Origin of the sequence: Xenorhabdus hominickii (assembly GCF_002632725.1) — a bacterium.
GTDB lineage: Bacteria > Pseudomonadota > Gammaproteobacteria > Enterobacterales > Enterobacteriaceae > Xenorhabdus > Xenorhabdus hominickii.
On record NZ_NJAI01000003.1, the window covers coordinates 149,909 to 166,889 of the forward strand.

General features: G+C 42.4%; 17 protein-coding genes, 1 tRNA gene and 1 pseudogene. 12 read left to right on the top strand and 7 right to left on the bottom strand.

What is annotated here, in order from left to right:
- Positions 1–513 precede the first annotated feature (513 nt).
- Both Xhom_RS44935 and Xhom_RS44930 read left to right on the top strand, forming a co-directional pair.
- Positions 514–822, top strand: coding sequence for a helix-turn-helix domain-containing protein (locus tag Xhom_RS44935; protein ID WP_069318487.1), 309 nt, complete (start codon positions 514–516; stop codon positions 820–822).
- On the top strand, positions 800–1,258 hold the full coding sequence (locus Xhom_RS44930; protein ID WP_232326115.1) for an RNA-dependent RNA polymerase family protein: 459 nt from the start codon (positions 800–802) through the stop codon (positions 1,256–1,258). Before Xhom_RS44935 ends, Xhom_RS44930 begins: the two co-directional genes overlap by 23 nt.
- A gap of 669 nt (positions 1,259–1,927) precedes the next feature.
- Here Xhom_RS44930 and Xhom_RS44925 read toward each other — a convergent pair.
- From Xhom_RS44925 to Xhom_RS44915, 3 genes are all read right to left on the bottom strand, one after another.
- A complete protein-coding gene (locus tag Xhom_RS44925) occupies positions 1,928–2,524 on the bottom strand; it encodes a tyrosine-type recombinase/integrase (RefSeq protein WP_069316991.1) in 597 nt (198 codons plus the stop codon).
- Positions 2,525–2,786: 262 nt separating this feature from the next.
- A complete protein-coding gene (locus tag Xhom_RS44920) occupies positions 2,787–4,559 on the bottom strand; it encodes a hypothetical protein (protein WP_069316990.1) in 1,773 nt (590 codons plus the stop codon).
- A gap of 437 nt (positions 4,560–4,996) precedes the next feature.
- Positions 4,997–5,691 (bottom strand): IS1 family transposase gene (locus Xhom_RS44915; protein WP_099139630.1). Its coding sequence is split into 2 segments (ribosomal slippage): positions 4,997–5,442 and positions 5,442–5,691, totalling 696 coding nucleotides; the frame shifts between segments, so codons are not numbered across the junction.
- A gap of 55 nt (positions 5,692–5,746) precedes the next feature.
- Between Xhom_RS44915 and Xhom_RS44910 the strand changes: the two genes are divergently transcribed.
- A complete protein-coding gene (locus Xhom_RS44910) occupies positions 5,747–6,160 on the top strand; it encodes a hypothetical protein (protein ID WP_069316987.1) in 414 nt (137 codons plus the stop codon).
- A gap of 113 nt (positions 6,161–6,273) precedes the next feature.
- On the opposite strand, the gene Xhom_RS44905 is transcribed toward Xhom_RS44910, so the two are convergent.
- The gene (locus tag Xhom_RS44905; RefSeq protein WP_069316986.1) at positions 6,274–8,052 is read right to left on the bottom strand and encodes an ATP-binding protein; all 1,779 of its coding nucleotides are present in this window, start codon (positions 8,050–8,052) and stop codon (positions 6,274–6,276) included.
- Positions 8,049–9,251, bottom strand: coding sequence for an SIR2 family protein (locus Xhom_RS44900; protein WP_038187162.1), 1,203 nt, complete (start codon positions 9,249–9,251; stop codon positions 8,049–8,051). Before Xhom_RS44900 ends, Xhom_RS44905 begins: the two co-directional genes overlap by 4 nt.
- Before the next feature lie 457 nt (positions 9,252–9,708).
- On the opposite strand from Xhom_RS44900, the gene Xhom_RS44895 reads away from it, so the two are divergent.
- The 9 genes and pseudogenes from Xhom_RS44895 to Xhom_RS44855 all read left to right on the top strand — a co-directional run bounded on the left by Xhom_RS44895 (position 9,709) and on the right by Xhom_RS44855 (position 15,839).
- Positions 9,709–10,614 (top strand): SAM hydrolase/SAM-dependent halogenase family protein, encoded by a 906-nt coding sequence (locus tag Xhom_RS44895; protein WP_418384931.1) that lies wholly within the window; start codon positions 9,709–9,711, stop codon positions 10,612–10,614.
- Between the two features lie 520 nt (positions 10,615–11,134).
- Positions 11,135–11,419, top strand: coding sequence for a hypothetical protein (locus Xhom_RS44890; protein ID WP_145957419.1), 285 nt, complete (start codon positions 11,135–11,137; stop codon positions 11,417–11,419).
- Complete coding sequence (locus tag Xhom_RS44885; protein WP_069316984.1) at positions 11,370–11,804, top strand: antirestriction protein; 435 nt, start codon at positions 11,370–11,372, stop codon at positions 11,802–11,804. Before Xhom_RS44890 ends, Xhom_RS44885 begins: the two co-directional genes overlap by 50 nt.
- A gap of 12 nt (positions 11,805–11,816) precedes the next feature.
- Positions 11,817–12,278, top strand: a complete 462-nt coding sequence (locus Xhom_RS44880) for an antirestriction protein (RefSeq protein ID WP_069316983.1) — start codon at positions 11,817–11,819, stop codon at positions 12,276–12,278.
- Positions 12,279–12,398: 120 nt separating this feature from the next.
- A complete protein-coding gene (locus tag Xhom_RS44875) occupies positions 12,399–12,959 on the top strand; it encodes a hypothetical protein (RefSeq protein ID WP_069316982.1) in 561 nt (186 codons plus the stop codon).
- Entirely contained in the window at positions 12,956–13,252 is a 297-nt protein-coding gene (locus Xhom_RS44870; protein WP_069316981.1) for a TA system toxin CbtA family protein, read from the top strand. Before Xhom_RS44875 ends, Xhom_RS44870 begins: the two co-directional genes overlap by 4 nt.
- A gap of 92 nt (positions 13,253–13,344) precedes the next feature.
- A pseudogene (locus tag Xhom_RS44865) lies at positions 13,345–13,533 on the top strand (DUF1281 domain-containing protein); the annotation flags it as partial.
- 194 nt (positions 13,534–13,727) lie between these two features.
- On the top strand, positions 13,728–14,621 hold the full coding sequence (locus Xhom_RS44860; protein WP_069316979.1) for a TraI domain-containing protein: 894 nt from the start codon (positions 13,728–13,730) through the stop codon (positions 14,619–14,621).
- 210 nt (positions 14,622–14,831) lie between these two features.
- On the top strand, positions 14,832–15,839 hold the full coding sequence (locus Xhom_RS44855; RefSeq protein WP_069316978.1) for a tyrosine-type recombinase/integrase: 1,008 nt from the start codon (positions 14,832–14,834) through the stop codon (positions 15,837–15,839).
- Between the two features lie 359 nt (positions 15,840–16,198).
- Here Xhom_RS44855 and Xhom_RS44850 read toward each other — a convergent pair.
- A tRNA-Phe gene (locus Xhom_RS44850) sits at positions 16,199–16,274 on the bottom strand.
- 129 nt (positions 16,275–16,403) lie between these two features.
- The gene (dicD, locus tag Xhom_RS44845; RefSeq protein WP_069316977.1) at positions 16,404–16,976 is read right to left on the bottom strand and encodes a division control transcriptional repressor DicD; all 573 of its coding nucleotides are present in this window, start codon (positions 16,974–16,976) and stop codon (positions 16,404–16,406) included.
- Positions 16,977–16,981 lie beyond the last annotated feature (5 nt).

Sequence of the window (16,981 nt, forward strand, 5' to 3'; positions counted from 1 at the left end):
TAAATATTCCCTTTGATAGTTATGGATTTCATTAATATGATTAATACTTGATGTGTTGAGGGATAACTACGCCATTAACTGGACTTAGTCCGAGGAAAGAGAAATCTTTCTACCCTTTTACCCCCACATGCCTAGCTTCTCTATATTAGTGACAGCATGAACATGGGTGGGTACTCGAACCTTTTGGGCGACCAAAGGTTCGTCGAGACGGGGGCTTTGTGCTGATCAATCCCTTCCTTTGTGAGGCGAACTTGTAACTTCTTAATCTCATCTGCGGATGAGGTGGGTTTCAAGGCACATAGGAGATATTTATGAAAAAACATAACGCACATCAAGATCAGCAAGTAAACCAAAAGACACGCCCGAAGAAGTGGGAAACCGTTTTTTCAATCATTAAGTTCATACTCGTATGGATTTATAGAATCTGGCTCTTACTACGTATGTTAGAAGGAACAGAAAGGGGTGACGAGTAAGTTTACTCCCCCTTGTTTCGAACCTACTATGGACTACCTAATGATCCACAAAGCTTTAAAATTAATTCGACAATATCATGAACTAACGGTTAGCGATTTAGCTAACGAGTTTGGTTTGACGCCGTTGTATTTAAAAGAACTTGAATCAGGTAATAGGCCTATCGAGAGCGAATTACTTGAGATGTATTCATCAAAGTTTGATATCCCCGTAACTTCTCTTGTAATGTTTTCTCAGAACATCCACAAGGAAGGGAAGTTAGCCAAAAAATTCAGACAATTAATGGTTGGTAAAGTTCTAGTAATTGCAGACTGGGCGATCAATAAGAATGACAAAAAAATCAAAGCTTAAAATAGTTACCAGAAAAAAATCCTATACCTTACAAGATTCTCCTTTCTACAAACTTAAGTCAAAAAAGAAGTTAACAAATCTACTCAAAGTTGATATGGAAACTCTGCTTCGTATGATGAACGATACGGAAAACTACAACGAGTTTGAGGAAAAAGGTAAGAAGGGTAAGGTACGTAAAATACAGCATCCAGTAGGCGAATTAGATGTAGTTCACACACGGATCGCAAGTCTAATTTGCCGAATTGCTACACCGAGTTTTTTGCATTCTGGAAAGAAACAACACTCAAATGTAGGTAATGCTCGTATTCACTGTAACAGTTTTCCACTCATGACAACGGATGTTTGTTCTTTTTTTCCATATCGACAAAAAGAAGCATGGTTTTTTCGTTTTTCTACACAGTTATGGAATGTTCATCAGATGTCGCAGATATCTTAAGCCATATTTGCACAATTCACGGTCACCTTCCAACAGGTAGTCGCATCAGTATGCCACTCGCTTACTGGGCTAACTGTAGAATGTTTAGCGAGCTCGAACAGTTAGCTATTAAGCACAATGTAACAATGACTTTGTATGTCGATGACCTTACTTTCTCGGGAAACCACGTAAACCCACTTTTCAAGTCCATAACTCGTCAGATTATTGAAAGGCATGGACACCAAATGCACCCGACCAAAACAAAATTGTATCGCGGCAAAGAACCGAAGCTTGTAACAGGCATTGTGATAAAGGATGAAATAGTGTTCGTACGTAATGAGCAGCGAATGAAGCTAGTTTCAGACATTACATGTTGGAAATCTATAAAAGACATTCCTAATGCCATCAATATGCAGATTACACTCACATTACTAGGTAGATTGTATGCACTAAGTTCTATTGACCCTAAGTTCAAAGATAGAGCCAGAACTATTAAGGCCAACACTCAAAAATAATATTTGTATCTACCTATTATACTTAATTTTTTCTTGGTAGTTTAAGATTAAGAATAGGATAAGGCTTTACATATCCATTAGCTTTGGTATGAATAAGCACGAAAAGGGAGGATTGGTAAATCTTGGATCTAACTCGTAATGGGTGGTGGCCCCCTATAATTCAGGGCCACATGGCTTAACAATCTGTTCCTTCTGAAAGTCGGAGGGCATCCTCCAATTCAACACCAAGATAACGGATAGTATTATCTACCTTTGCGTGCCCAAGTAATAGTTGAACTGCACGAATGTTCTTAGTTTTAGCGTATACAAGCGTTGCTTTCGTTCTCCTCATCGAGTGAGTGCCATAGAAATTTGGGTCTAACCCAAGATTTGATGCCCACGTTCTAACGAGATGCCTATAGTATGAGTAACTAATTGGTTGCTGCTTACATCTCAAACTTGGGAAAAGATAATTGCCAGCAGTCAAAGAAGCAGAGAGCATCCACTTAATTAAGCTATTCTGAGTCTTAGAGGTAATCTCAAATTGGACTTCAATATCAGTTTTCCTCTGAGCATGTCTAACCCTATCAAATACCATACCTTGTGACGAAACATCGCAAACTTTGAGAGTCAGCAAATCACTCGCTCGGAGTTTGCTATCGATTGCCAAATTGAGTAACGCCAGTTGCATCAGGTTATTTTCGATTTCGAGCCTTGTTCGGATACGCCAGATTTCTTCGAGTCTAAAAGGCTTTTTGATACCACTACGTCGACTTTTGTTTGATACGACCATAATGATTTCCTTTTTGTATAATTAGTCATCATGATTGTAGTCTTTTGAAGATGGGTAGATATTTGTCAGTGCTTTTTATCTAACTTGTAAGACTTGGACTTATTGCTTCATTCAGCTCGTAAATTAACCGCATGGATATCCTCAATGGTTGAAAAAATGCTACCAAGGACGTGATAGCATGAGATATTGAGTATGGAAAATATACTTCCACAATGAAACCAGGGTGAAGTTAAGGTTGTTATTTAAAAATCATCCTTGCTGCTCATATAGGTCTTTTTGATATAATCATCTTCGAAAATAGTGTTTTCCCTTGCAGTGACGTATTTCCTAAATCATCGGTTGCTGGACATAACAGAATTTCTATTTTATTAACTCCTTGAACTGATGGATGATAAATAACGAAAAATTCATTCCAGTCATTCCGTGCTCCAGTTCTAATAAATTCACTATATTTAATCTCATTATCAATGTATTCTCTAATTAAAAATGAAGACTCTGGGGAACTCAATTCTTTTACATGGCAAGAGAAATAAATAATATCATCTTCCAGAACAGGGATTAATGCAGCAGAATATTCCCGTACTGATAATGGTTCTGAATCATCTAATTCAATAGCATAAGGTATACCAATAGGTCTATCATCGGATGAGGTACCACCAATATTTTTAAGTAGTATATCCGAATTTTCTATGCTGGGGGGGTAATTACAAAAATATGGTTTTTTGAATCTGTAAATTATAGTGCCGTTATTAATTTTACAAGCCATTTTTCCATTGATAGGTGGAGTGTTAATTAACAATGGATAGTCAGTAGAGACAATTAAACCTGTATCGGAATCATGAGTTACAATATCTTCGATTGTATTAAATAAAGGTTTATTCATTCCGAGATTTCGCTCAAATGAAACTCCATTTTTGCAATTATTAATGCTCAAGCCATTTACTTTTACATTTGACGCATTAATAATTCTGATGGCTCCATTATCAATGTTGTTTACTTGACAGTTACTAATATGTATATTTTTACTTTCATTACTTCCTGGTAATGAAGGATACTGATAGTTAGTGATTAAAATACCCGCGACTCCCGCTCTTTTATCATCCGGTGCTCCTTTGAATATAGAGGATGTTACAGTTATATTTTCCCCCTGAATTTCAAGGAAGTTTTTATTCCTATAAGACTTTCCTGTTTGTTCTCCAATGTTATCAGAAAAAATTCCGTCTCTAGAGCCATCAGTAGAATGGTGGCAATCATTCATATCATATGTATTACATAAAGAAATGCTCCACTTTTCACAACCGCGTTTCAAATCGGTCAATGTTCTATGCCCTCTTGCTGTATTTCCTCGGCTTACAATATTGCGTATTGTATATATTCCATACTCTGATGGTGAGTCTATGGAGCCATTCATACATTTAAACGCATTGAATCCTACTGAGGTTTTTTCTGGGTCTTCGCCTTCAGATGAACAATATAAATATCGTATACCATCTATTGTTCCTCCATTAGTTGTGTAACCTTCCCAGGCTTCATGAGGCATATTTTTAAAGTGGCAGCGCAATGCTGTGATATCAGTTAAAACAGAATCTCTATCTGCATGCCAACAAAATCCCCTGATTAGTGATTCCACCTTAATTTCATATCCACCTTGATATTGACCATCCATTCCAATATCTTCAAGCATGGCGTAAGTGAGATTTTGTTCGGGATCTTTTCGTGTAAACCACGCATAAATACCATAGCCATTTGAACCAACGGTTGCTCTGGTTAATGACACAGGTTTTATCGTGGTATCAAATCGGCCGGATGAGCGCCAATGAAACCAATCACCGATAGAAATGTAACCATCGAAACATATTTCTCGAATACCTGAAAAATCTATCGGGATCCGCAATAATTCAGATCTATCTTGTAGATCCTGTAATAATTTCCTATTACAAACTCCAGACTCAATGCCAAATTCTTTTGCAGATATTACTCTGATTGAATTAAATGATTGAGATGGTAATAAAGAACTATGTATCATTTCTGACATCTATGTTACTCCAAAAAATATTTATCCTATATGATAGTTTTTAATTTATTCAAAAACATCTTGGTTTTTGCTCATAAAACCTTATTTGATTATTAATGGCATTTCATAAAGGATAGTGTGATTGAGTTTTAAATAGGTTTAATTCCCTGTTTATAATCACCTTAAGATACCACATGAAGTTATTTTTTTAATTAATCAGTCTTGTGTGATTTCCCATACATATGAATTGCTTAAAAAGTAAATGTTTCTTATCTCAATCATATGATTAAATATACAGCTCTAACTAGAGCGAATGACTTAAATAAAGTCGGCTTTATCTTTTACCTAACCATTAGTTTATATATTGTAAAAATAGGTTACCGATATAATTCAGTCATCGGCGTCAACACACAATGGGGCAGAAACATGGGTCGTGTATTCAATCTGTTGATTGATCATCAATAATAGAATTCACGCTCGATGAATGTGCCAATGATCTTGTCATGCATTTCAACTGACTTAGAATAACCCAGCGTCTTGCGATTGAGTCGCTTTAGCCTGTTACGCAGGTTCAGATTTTCTCGTTCAATACGTTGAGTATAAAGTTTACCGGTGATGTGTTTCTCATCAGCCAATATGTCATATGCCCCTAAATTATCGGTGCACCAGAATGCTACATCAAAAGCGGATAACTTTTCCAGCAACGTTCTGAGTGTCTGTTTGCTACGGGCTCCAAAAGCGTGAGCAACAATACGTTTCAAGCGAGGCTCCCACGCGTACCACAACCAGCGTTGCCGTTTTTTGTTGCCGATGAATGACCACATCTCATCGACTTCACAGATAAGCTGAAGCTCAGGGGTATCCAGCGGCAGCGTGGTTACACATCGTGGTGCGAGTTTTTTAAAGTGCGTACAACAGCGTTAATACTGACATGAAGTGCCCGTGCCGTATCACGAATACCGGCGTTATTCATGGCAAGCTCGACGATTTGCTCTTTCATACCCGAATGGCAAGCCCGGTAAGTGTATTCGAGCTGGAAGGTTCTACGACAGGACTGGCAATAATATCGTTGATGCCCACCTTCTCCTTTGCCGTGCTTTTTAACAGGCGTGGTTTGGTCGCAAAATCGACACTTCACTTCAACTAATGCCATCACGATCCCTCACGTATTTACCTTCATTATATGTGAGGAACAACGGGATGAATACGTGACCCTATTTTTAAACGAAGCTGAGGTTAATGTAAGATATATCAAAAACGATAGCGGTTCTACAAATATAAATATTGAAACAGTAAAACAGAAAGCCCTTTTTAAAAAGCCAGGTACAGTAATCGATAGTGGTTCAACAACAAATAAGCAATTAGTTAATTTCACAGTTCAAGATATCAATAACACACCTGAAAACAGTGTAAGACCTACAAATAATTACAGAATCACAGCAATTAGCTTTGATCAAGTAGCTTATGTTGATATAATTCTATGTAGAATTAATGGATCATATAAGTCTAGAGTGGTTAGTGATAATGCGGGAAATGTAATCACAGCCACAGCAACAGATAGTAACGGTAACATATCTGCAACCATAGAATCACAGTGCTCTTATTATCTAACCTGGTTATAAGTTCTTAGTTGATATTGGACAAAAGTGAGTTAAATTATTTGTATTTGCTCTAACTTACTAGATTTAGATTACTAGATGTAATCTAAAACACTTGAAATATGCTCTTTCATTCTCTAATTCCAAAGAGACTCAATATCAATATCGTCACTGTCTGGCCTACTACCGTCAGGCATCACATTGAATTGAACAACCATTGGGACATCGAATGATGTTCCTATAATTATCGAACAACCCTTTGAAAGGTTGGGAATCATTTGTCGTGAGAGTTCATCAAGTGAGCTAATAGTGTTCTCTAGCAACTTGAGGTCACGCTCATTGACTAAGCGATGAATAAAAAAATTATGTAGCTGAGACATAATCGTAGGTGAGATATCTGCTGGCCTCTGACTTGACAAAGTTAAGAAGAAACCAAATTTACGGCCTTCTTTGATAATTTCCTCAAATAGCTCCAAACGATAATCCTTCCAACTCTCACTTTCACGACTCGATTGGGTCGACAGTATGTTATGAGCTTCATCAATTATCATGTGGAATGTTTGCTCTGGTGGACTCTGGTTCATAACCTTCTGCTTGTGTTCACCATAATAAAACTTAGCAAGCAAAAGTGGCATAACCTTCTTAATTTCTTGATTAGTCCTTCGAAGTGATACCACTGACAATAACATGTTTGCTGGTCGTTCTTCTCTAACGTCAAACACACGATCTAGTGCTGTCAATGACGCTTCTACTCTCTTTAGTAGAGGTTGTATATGGTCGAACTGAACATAACCGCTAATGAGGTCAGAAAGAAGTTGAGTGTTGATTCTCAGTTTTAACTCATTGAATGGCGATAACTCTCTAATGTTGATGTCGTCTACGTATGCTCTGCAATGATGATTGTACGTAAGGTCATTATCACCACCATTAAAATAATTTGGGTGGGGGGTGTTTGGGAAATACAACCGAGATCGTTCACCATGCCAGCCTATTTCCCTAACTTTTTTCTCTAGGTCTTGGGAGCCAACAAGTTTTGCAATCTCTTCAATAAGAGCTACAAACTCTTTCTTTTGTGCGGTACTTGTGAGAGCACGCTCGATAGTTGACTTGACGTACTTCTGCAAGCTATCTGGATTGTCTTTGAACCTGTTTCGACCAGAAACTATCCGCTTTAAGAACGGCTTCTGAGTATTCTCAGTTGCTTTGAATAAGATGCCGAATAATTCTTCATCCCAGAATACATCGCTAGTGAGTGGAAATTTATCGCCATCATCATTGCGAGTATCTAGTTGGTATACCTTCTTATACTTGTCTTTTGATATTAGCTGGTTATTTGTGTACTCTCCATTAAAGTCGATAACAACAAAGTGACTCTTGTTTATGAGCTTGTCCAGCTTATTGCGAAATAGCGTTGTGTATATGTTAGTCAGCGTATTAGATTTGCCACTACCAGTATTGCCGAAAATTCCTATATGAGTGTTGAATAGCTTTACCCAAGGTAGCGATATAGGTATTTCTTCAGTAAGCGTTTCACCGACAACGAAGTTGTCGTCAGGCTTTCCAAAGATAGATTTAACCTGAGTGTCACTCATTAAATACGCAATATCACGGATCATCGGAAGGTGTTTTATGCCTTCATGGAATTCATTGAACTGGAAATGCCCAATTGGTACTAACTCAACTTTACGGATATAGCAGCCGCTCTCTTCGTCTTTTAGTCGTTCATCTAGGTATTCGCCTTGTACTCTAGCAACGATATCCTTGAACCCACGACGAATTAAAATGAACTCCTGGATCGATACACCGTTGAATTTTTCGCCGTTATAGAACAACGTCTCGTTGTTGGACTCTTCGTATAATTCTACAGTGATATTAGTGCCTTTAACTGAAATTACTTCACCAATTGCTATACTCATTTGACACCACCAACTACAGCTTCAAGCATTGGCTTCATGGTTTCTTCAGGCATAGGTTTGTTTAGTTTATTTACCGTGAAGTATTCATCATTGAAAAGCGTAAAATCTAATTTTCTATCTTCGGAGTAAATCAACTTAACATTCGGGTACTTTCTGAATATTTCCGACATCCTGTCTTTCGTTGACTCGTCATAGCACATTACGTACATAGTCAATGACGGATTAGACAATGCTCGCTGTACAAGACTGAGAATGTGCTCGTCGGCAAAAGAGAAGCCGAAAGCAATTAATACTGAATGAGGGCGTTCAAGTTCATAACTTAGGTGACGAAGAATCTGATAGTAAGCCTCTTCAAAGACGGTTTCATGAAACTTCCACTTTGTGGGGTTCACGATAGGCATTTTGTTATAGTCCTGCCCAAATTGCTCAGAACGAAGTTTCGTAAAATCTGTGTGAGCTTCAAATACACTCAGGTCATTGAGCGATTTATTTGTATCATAAAGAATCACCTTGCAAGCATCTAGAATATTATTTTCGTCTTGATTGAAGTCTATGTTGTAACAGCTAGTACCGTAATTAAGTTCAATATCACCATCTTTGTTGCCTTTCATCCAATGTACTGAGCCGTGAGCATGCAGAAGGTTTACTTGAGGAAGAAACTGTTCGTGACGGTCAAACACGCCTTTATTTACGATACGGTTATTGAAGTTTCTTGTGTGGAAAGTACGCGCTTGAAAACCAGTGCTGCCATCATTAACTTCGAACTGAGATGTTCTTTCTGCCATCAACTCTTCGCTAGCAATTTCAAAGCAATTATCGTAGTTAGTTGTGAAAATGTTTGCTTTTTTGGCTGATGGTTTTTGCTTGTTTAAGAGGTGAATCAAAGTGGTCATGAACCGCTTATATTCTTGAATGACGCTTTCTTCATGTGGCGGTCTAGGAGGAGCAGGAATACCTTTGGCTGGAACTGAGGGTAAACCAGGCTTAATACATTCTCGGTAGTACAACATGAACAGCAGTGTTGTCATTTCTTTGTTGCTTTCATATTTCTTTGCAAGTGTCTCGAATGTGCACTTACTACCATCTAGCCCCTTTACCTCTAGTGCTAACGTCGGTAGAAAACCATTTGAAGCACCAGCACCGACAAGAAAGTTCAGGTTATGATCGTAGATTTGATGTAAGTTAAATTCAGCAGTCATTTAAATCTATTTCCAAGAATAAGTCATGTCGATAGAAAGACTGAATAGCCACCGAATCAGAAGACACAGGCTGGCCACACAGATACAAAACTTAACACATATTGATTCATTAGCTAAATTTGGTCAAAGAGAAAAGCTAAAGCGTATGACTTTTTGGAGCATAAAACAGTTTGGGGCAAAAGCGAGTTAGTTGTACCAATGTGATTACCAAATAAGACTCGATCTGACACTATTGATGATCTGAGCTAGACCTAATCTGATGAGATGGATGCCCTGTATGGCGTCAATTGTACCAAAATGAAATAAATATATTGTGAGATCTCTGACTTCGACTGACAGATCATTTTTAGCTATTTAAATTGAACGCTTAAGTGTTTACTGTTCCATTGTTCCCGAAATCCCTATGAACTGTATATTTTGTCTCCCGTTATTAAATGAAAAGGATTCAGTTATGGATATTCGAACTACTCTCCGGGCTGCGAGTCTTTCTCTCGCTCTTGTAAGTACGGTTACTGTTGCCAATGAAGCCCTGGTGTTTCAGACAGATTTCGGCCTAAAAGATGGGGCAGTATCGGTTATGAAAGGGATATCTTTCAAGGTGAATCCTAGCCAGCCTATTTATGATCTAACACATGAAATTCCACCTTATAATATTTGGGAAGCTTCATATCGCCTTTACCAGACTCTACCATACTGGCCCAAAGGGACTGTCTTTGTAAGCGTGGTGGATCCGGGAGTGGGCACTGACAGGCGCTCAGTGGTTATCAAGACACAGAGTGGTCATTACATAGTCTCACCGGATAACGGAACATTGACCTTGGTAGCTGAACACTTTGGTATTGAATCTGTACGTCAGATTGACGAGAAGTTCAACCGTGTACCTGGCTCTGAAAAATCATATACTTTTCATGGACGTGATGTATACGCATATACTGGGGCACGACTTGCTTCAGGTATTATTAGCTATGAACAGGTGGGGCCGCTGTTACCAAATAAAGTAGTAAAGATCCCTTATCAGACTGGTGTAGCTGAAAGGGATGGAACTCTTAAGGGGACTATTCCAGTTCTAGATGTACGGTTTGGGAATGTCTGGAGTAATATCAATGACAGCCAGGTCAGTAAGGTGGGTATTCACAAAGGGGATCAGGTCTGCATTAAAATAAGTGAAGGGGATAAGATCCGGTATGAAGGCAAAGCCCCATATGTCAGCAGCTTTGGTGAAGTTCCTGAAGGTCAACCTTTGGTGTATCTCAACAGCCTGCTACAGGTATCGGTAGCACTCAATATGGATAACTTCGCTGCCAGATACCAAGTGCAGTCTGGTGATAACTGGCGCATCAGCCTAAAAAAGTGCTCAGATTAAAGGGAACTGGCAACTACACAAAATGCTAATTAAGGTCTGGGTTTTCCACTATATTTACATGCACCTTTGATTACTTAACCCATGACTGGTCTGGCGCAGCAGGTATTCCCGTGGCGAACGGTCAGTACACTGTGCAGATGCTGCCCGCTCAAAGAATCTCGGGCAGTTTTGAGCGAATAGCCGACTTAACTTAACATATTACTATGGTGCAAACTTACGTTGTGTTTCGGTTATGCACCATAAAGCCAATTAGTTGAGTCTTTCTTATTAACTCTTTTAATTAGTCATTAGATTTTCTAGGTGACCCCATCCAGTTTAACTTTTTTAACAGGAGTAGTGTGCAACACATTTTGGGGCATAAATGATTTAGACAAACGACCAGAACGGGTCACCTCGTATTGACAGCCTCTCTCTGACTCCCCCAAAATCCCGTCGTGTTCCTGACATTATTTTTTGTCCCGAGAAATGAATTACCCATTGACCTAATGATTTCCGTTTATTAGCGTAGTCAGACTTATCCATGATCCGGTCGCTTGTGAGGATCACCTTCGGGCAGCGACAGCAACACTCCTGTAGCCTGCAAGGGAGTACACACTGTGTGGTACATCTGCGCACCTTTGGAAGCAGATATCGTCAGTCTGATGACGATGAAGGTCTCTTAATCTCATCCATGATGGCCAACAGGCCAGTCACCCAACGGGGAACACATTTCCCATTGGGTCAGGTGTTCTCCGTTGTTTTATCAGGAGAATACCATGCAACAAAATATCACCCCGGCCACGGTGCACACTGTGTCCCCGGCTGAATTATCCCCTTTTGCTGAAATTTTTCCGCACACCGGTCCACTGGAACTGATGCTGCTGGAGCACACGTTCATTAAAGCCGCTGCTGTGCTTTGTGACGATGACCGGTGTGACCGATGGCAGTACCGGAAAGTGTCAGACAGCATCGCCTATATCGTGCCGATGCGGCCGGATTCTTCTGTGGTTAACGTGGATACGACTGACTTTAAAGGTGAAGTCTCCGCCGATGCCTTTGGGCTGATGGTAACTCTGAGCGTATTGGGTTATCTGACGGCCCTGATGAAGCTGGACGGGTACGCTGAGCGGCTTTGCGCCTTGCGTGAATATGCGTGGCAACATCCTCAGGCTTCGTGTATCCGGGCTGCTTTGGGCTTAAAGGGTGCATAACAGGAGAACGTGATGCCAAATAATGAACTGATTATGTTGGACAGTCTTGCGCTGTCGGCCGTGTTTCCCGACAAAACCCCGCTGGAACGGTTGTTTCTGGGGTTCCTGCTGGCGAATACCGCATCGACGTTATGTAGCGATTATCAGCCTGAACAGTGGACAAGCCGACAGGTGTCTGAATCGCTGACTTATATGGTGCCGACACGGGCGGAAACGTATTCCGTTTACCTGCCGGTTACGCAGCTGACGGTCACGCTTTCAGCCGATGCTTTCGGGCTGGCGGTCACGGCCATCGTATCAGCCCGTATCGCGGTGCCGGATACACAGAATGAGGAGGCGTACCGGTTCTGCGCATTGCAGGAGTATGCACAACAGCACCCGGAAAGCGGCCTGATAACATCGATCATGACACTGAAACCCAGAGAGGACGTTATCAGTCCGTCATTTATCCCTAACAAAAATAATCATCATTAACGTTATCAGCCCATGAGGCTGTTAACGCTTTTCTTAAGCGCCTGACCGGGGAAGCCAAAACACCTTCCCGGTATCGGGTGGGTGTTTTCTTTCATTGACATAAAATCAAGGAACAACACCATGAATCCCATTTTTTTACCGGTACCGGATGATACCGATATCGTATTACGTGAAGAGCTGTTTACCGCTCAGGTCACCGGCCTGAGGCAATACCCGAAAGCACCACAGTCATTGCAGCCGGAAACCCTGATGGTGTGCGAAGCCTCCACCGTCACGGAAGTGGTGCAGCGGCTGAAGGTGATCCATCGACTGGGTGACTGGCCGGTGCCGGAGAGGTTATCTGCTCAGGTTTCGGGGATTTTTTTTCCGCTGACCGTTATGATTTTTGATGCACAGGACAGAAAAGTGCTCGGTGGCCGGTTTGATGAAGAGATTATCTGGGCGCAGCCGGTCACACTGACGTCAGAACGCCTGTCACTGGAACAGCAACAGCAGCGGTTATGTCAGGCAGCGATGCTTGAGCAGAGCTGGCAGAATACTCCGGCGGCGCGTGCGTTGTGGCACAAGGTGCATTTATTGTCACTGCATGGGGTTTCCCCCTGTTATCAGCAGTGCCATGAAGTGCGGGATATTCTCCGGTATGGGGTCTCCGTCAGTGTCTTTTCTGAGGGGACGTTATGACCACGTTACGTTTAACCGTCTGGCAGGTGATTGCGGCTGCCTTGCTGAAACGGCATTTTGGCCTCAGCCTGACCGATACGGCCCTGTGTGAAACCGATACGGTGGCAGCACTGATAGCTCGCGGTGTCCGGCCTTCAGAAGCCATTAACGAACTGGTGGATAAATATGACTTAATCCGGCTGAACACGCAGGTTATCCTGCGCAGTACGCCTTATCTGGATATCCACGATGAGCTGACGGTTATTTTTGACAGTGGTTTGGCTGACAGGCTATTCAGGCAGACCGGACAGTAATACTTTTTGTTCAATCTACCCATCGGGGGAATTGTGCCCCGACCGGGCGGTTCCTCCTGTTTATTTTTATCATTCAAGTGAGGAACTTAATTATGGCAGAATGGTGCACCAATCAACTGGAAATCACCGGCAAATCCGTCTGTCTCGATGTGATGCAACAGTGGGTCTGCGGGGAAGAAGTCCCTCGTTACCGTCAGGCGGTGTTACAAAGCCTGCGGTTATTTCTGGCGGGTTGTGCGGGAATACTGAAACCGACCAAACCACAAACCTACACCCCGTACCGCGCCTTTCGGGGCGCTTTTTTTGTTTTTAAATGGCTTTAATACAATGAGTTATGATGGAAATTAAGCGAATTCGGTCAGTCAGGGGATGAACCGGGTCAGATTAATTTTCATTTTCGTAAAAAGAGTTGTTCCTTGTTTCCGGCCGGGATTCACCGACACTGAGCTAAATCTGAACCGAAAGAGGAAAAGTGATGTTTCAGCGTTTTAAATCCCGTTTTACCCGTGACCTTTCCCCGTCACAAAAAGCCCCCGGGCTAGCGCCTGAAAGAGTACGCGGTGCCGGAGGTTATTTCCGTCCACAGTCAGCAGAGGTGCTGCTGGCAACTTCAGAGCGTGGCCAGTATCTCCGGCAACTGTGGGAAAACAGTGCGCTGCCCGCTGGGTTGTATCAGCAATTCTATCTGGATCCGCTCCGGCAATTATGCGTCCGTGTGCAGCATGTTCCCGCAACACAAGAGGGCGTCTGGTCTTATTGCGGCGGATTTATCGATCTGACCCTGCAATTTACTGCCTGTGCCATGCGGCTGGCAAAAGGGCATATGTTGCCTCCGGGGGTGGTGCCGGAAACACAGGCCGCACAAAGTCTGTTGTGGCAGGCGGTGGTGTTCTGGGCGGCGCTGTTTTACCACCTGCCGCTGTTGCGACAACTGGAAGGGGAACTGGAAGACGGACATCACTGGCAGCCGGGATTGTGGATACCTGAACGTCGTTTCCGCTTCCGGTTTCAGGCACCGCGGCCTGAGCTGCCAGTCCTTTATAAAACATTGCTGGCTGCCCGTTTGTTACCGGAGGAAGCGGTGATTTGGTTGTCTTTAGTGCCCGGTGCGTGGCAGTGCCTGATGTTGCATCTTGGCGGACATCCGTCTTCTGTCCCGTTGACGGACTCACTGCTTCAGTCTGCCGCTGAGCAGGTGCAGTCACCGCTGCTGAATCCCGTTGAACCGTCTAAACCGGCTACCGATACCAGGCTGTCATCATCAGAACCCGATCCGGTTATTCCGCCTGTCACACCGGGAACAGTCCCTGCGCCCGACACCACCGAGGATACCCGGAGATTACTGTCATTGTTTCAGGCAGAGGAATGAAATTTTGATGAGAAAGAATGCAAATGGTAACGATAACGATTCGAAATTGTCCGAACGCACCGCATCAGCGCCGGAAGGCCTTGTTTCTGCAATGTACAAAAGGTCATTATATGAAAAATGAAATAATTCAAAGTGTTAATTAATCTTTCAGTTTATTAACGGGACATTTCTGTACCGGGACACAATATTACACACTAAGGAAACAACAATATGTTAAATAATAAGGAAAAAATGGGCTGGGATGCGTTACTGGACGAGTATTTTTTTTCACGGATGTTACGGCCGGCAACCGAATGGAGTTATCGCAAGGTGGTGCGGGTCTTTATCCGGTATATGGGGGAAACGGGGTTGCCGGAGAGCGTGACTCACCGGGATGTCCTGTGCTGGCGGCGTCATCTGCTGATGGAAAAAAATCAGTCCGGCTATACGTGGAACAATAAGGTGGCGCACCTGCGGGCCATTTTTAATTTCGGGATGGAAAGAAAACTGTTGTCACACCCCAAAAATCCGTTTAATGACGCGGCAGTCAAAAAAGAGAAGAAACAAAAGAAAACCCTGAGTAAGGCGCAGATAACCGGGATTTACCTGCGGATGCAGCAGTATGAAGAGGAAGAACGTTTACAGACCGCCCCGCGGGGCGGACGCTGTGCCTTATACCCGACGGGGTACTGGCTGACCGTACTGGATACCTTCCGGCTGACGGGCATGCGCCTGAACCAGCTGCTGCATCTGCGGTTACGGGATATTAATCTGGACAACAGTTACATTGAGTTGCGTGTGGAAGGCAGTAAAAACCACAGTGAATGGCGGGTGCCGATGATCCCGCAGCTGAAACCCCGGCTGGCGCAGTTGATTGAACAGGCAAAAGCCTGTGGCGCGAAAGAGGATGATCCGCTGTTTGATTTAACCCGCCTGCGTTTTTGTCATCACGGACGCCATGTCAGTCACCAGTATCATCATGACAGAGAAAAGCAACATCTCCGTTCTTTCTTTAACCGCCTGTCTAAAGAATGTGGTTTTGCTGTCTCCCCCCACCGCTTCCGTCATACGCTGGCGACAGAGCTGATGAAAGCCCCCGACCGCAATTTGCAGCTGGTCAGGTGTTTGCTGGGACACCGCAGTGTGGCGACCACGATGGAGTATATTGATATCGATATGGAAATCGCGGGTAAAACTCTGGCGAATGAACTGGCGTTTTATCTGGATCTTGCTGTGTAATCCGTTAACGTGATGTAAAAAAACAGGGCAAGATATCAGCGGGATTGCCCTGACTGTGTCACTGAATTATGGGATGGTTTGGAGGTGGAGACACAAAACGAAGAAACCGGGAAGTGTGCTCAAAGAGCAATTCTGACAATCACCTGACTTGACATCAGAATCAATTACTGAAATCATTACTTTCAACGCAAAAAGGTGAGCACAAACTGTGTTCACCTGACTTCGTATAGAGTGGCTGTTTTTAGTTTATTAACTTACGCAAAGTAATAGATTATATTCATTAACATTTTCTTAACAGCACTTATTTCTAACTCACGTGTTAAGTTATTGATATCACTTCAACAAGCGAGTTTTAAAATTGGTGCCCGGACTCGGAATCGAACCAAGGACACGGGGATTTTCAATCCCCTGCTCTACCGACTGAGCTATCCGGGCTAACGGGGCGCATTAAACCGTATTCAGCTTAATCCGTCAAATACTTTCTGCAAAAAAACGATGAAAAATGATTGTTTGCTGTATTTTCATACCGAATTAGTGTGGTTATTCAACTTTAGTTGTTTTTTCTTAACTTAATGCTCCGTTTTTGCGGCATTTTGCGATGGTTAAAATATCTTGTGCTAGCAATTTTGCGGTGGTTACAGCTTCAAACTCTCTTTTCACTAACAATTTACTGAGACACCCTTCAAGTATCAGTTCCATTTGGTTGGCGACTTGTTCATTGTCGTCAATATCGAGTTGTTGTAATAACTCCGACGTGTAATGAAAAGAATTTTGTTTTTGCAATTCAGCTAACTGGTGAATCGGATGAGTAGGATCAGGGAAAGTGCTGCACGCCGCAATGAACAGACACCCCGGATATCGTTGTTCCTGTACTTTTTCCTTGAGGGTATCGTAACGGGCCAGTAATTTCTGCTCAGGATCCAAGGTTTCGTCCAGTAAGATTTGGCGCTGCCATATCTCAATTTGCTGGCTATGATAGCGAAGGCAATCGTAGAGCAGGGCTTCGCGATCAGGCCAAAAATGCTTTATATGGCTAATCTCAATTTTAAGGGGAGTTAAAAGCGTCTCCAATGTTGCTGATAGGCCATGCTGTTCCAGTATATTCAGGGCATGACTGAGCACATATTCACGTTGCATGGTAG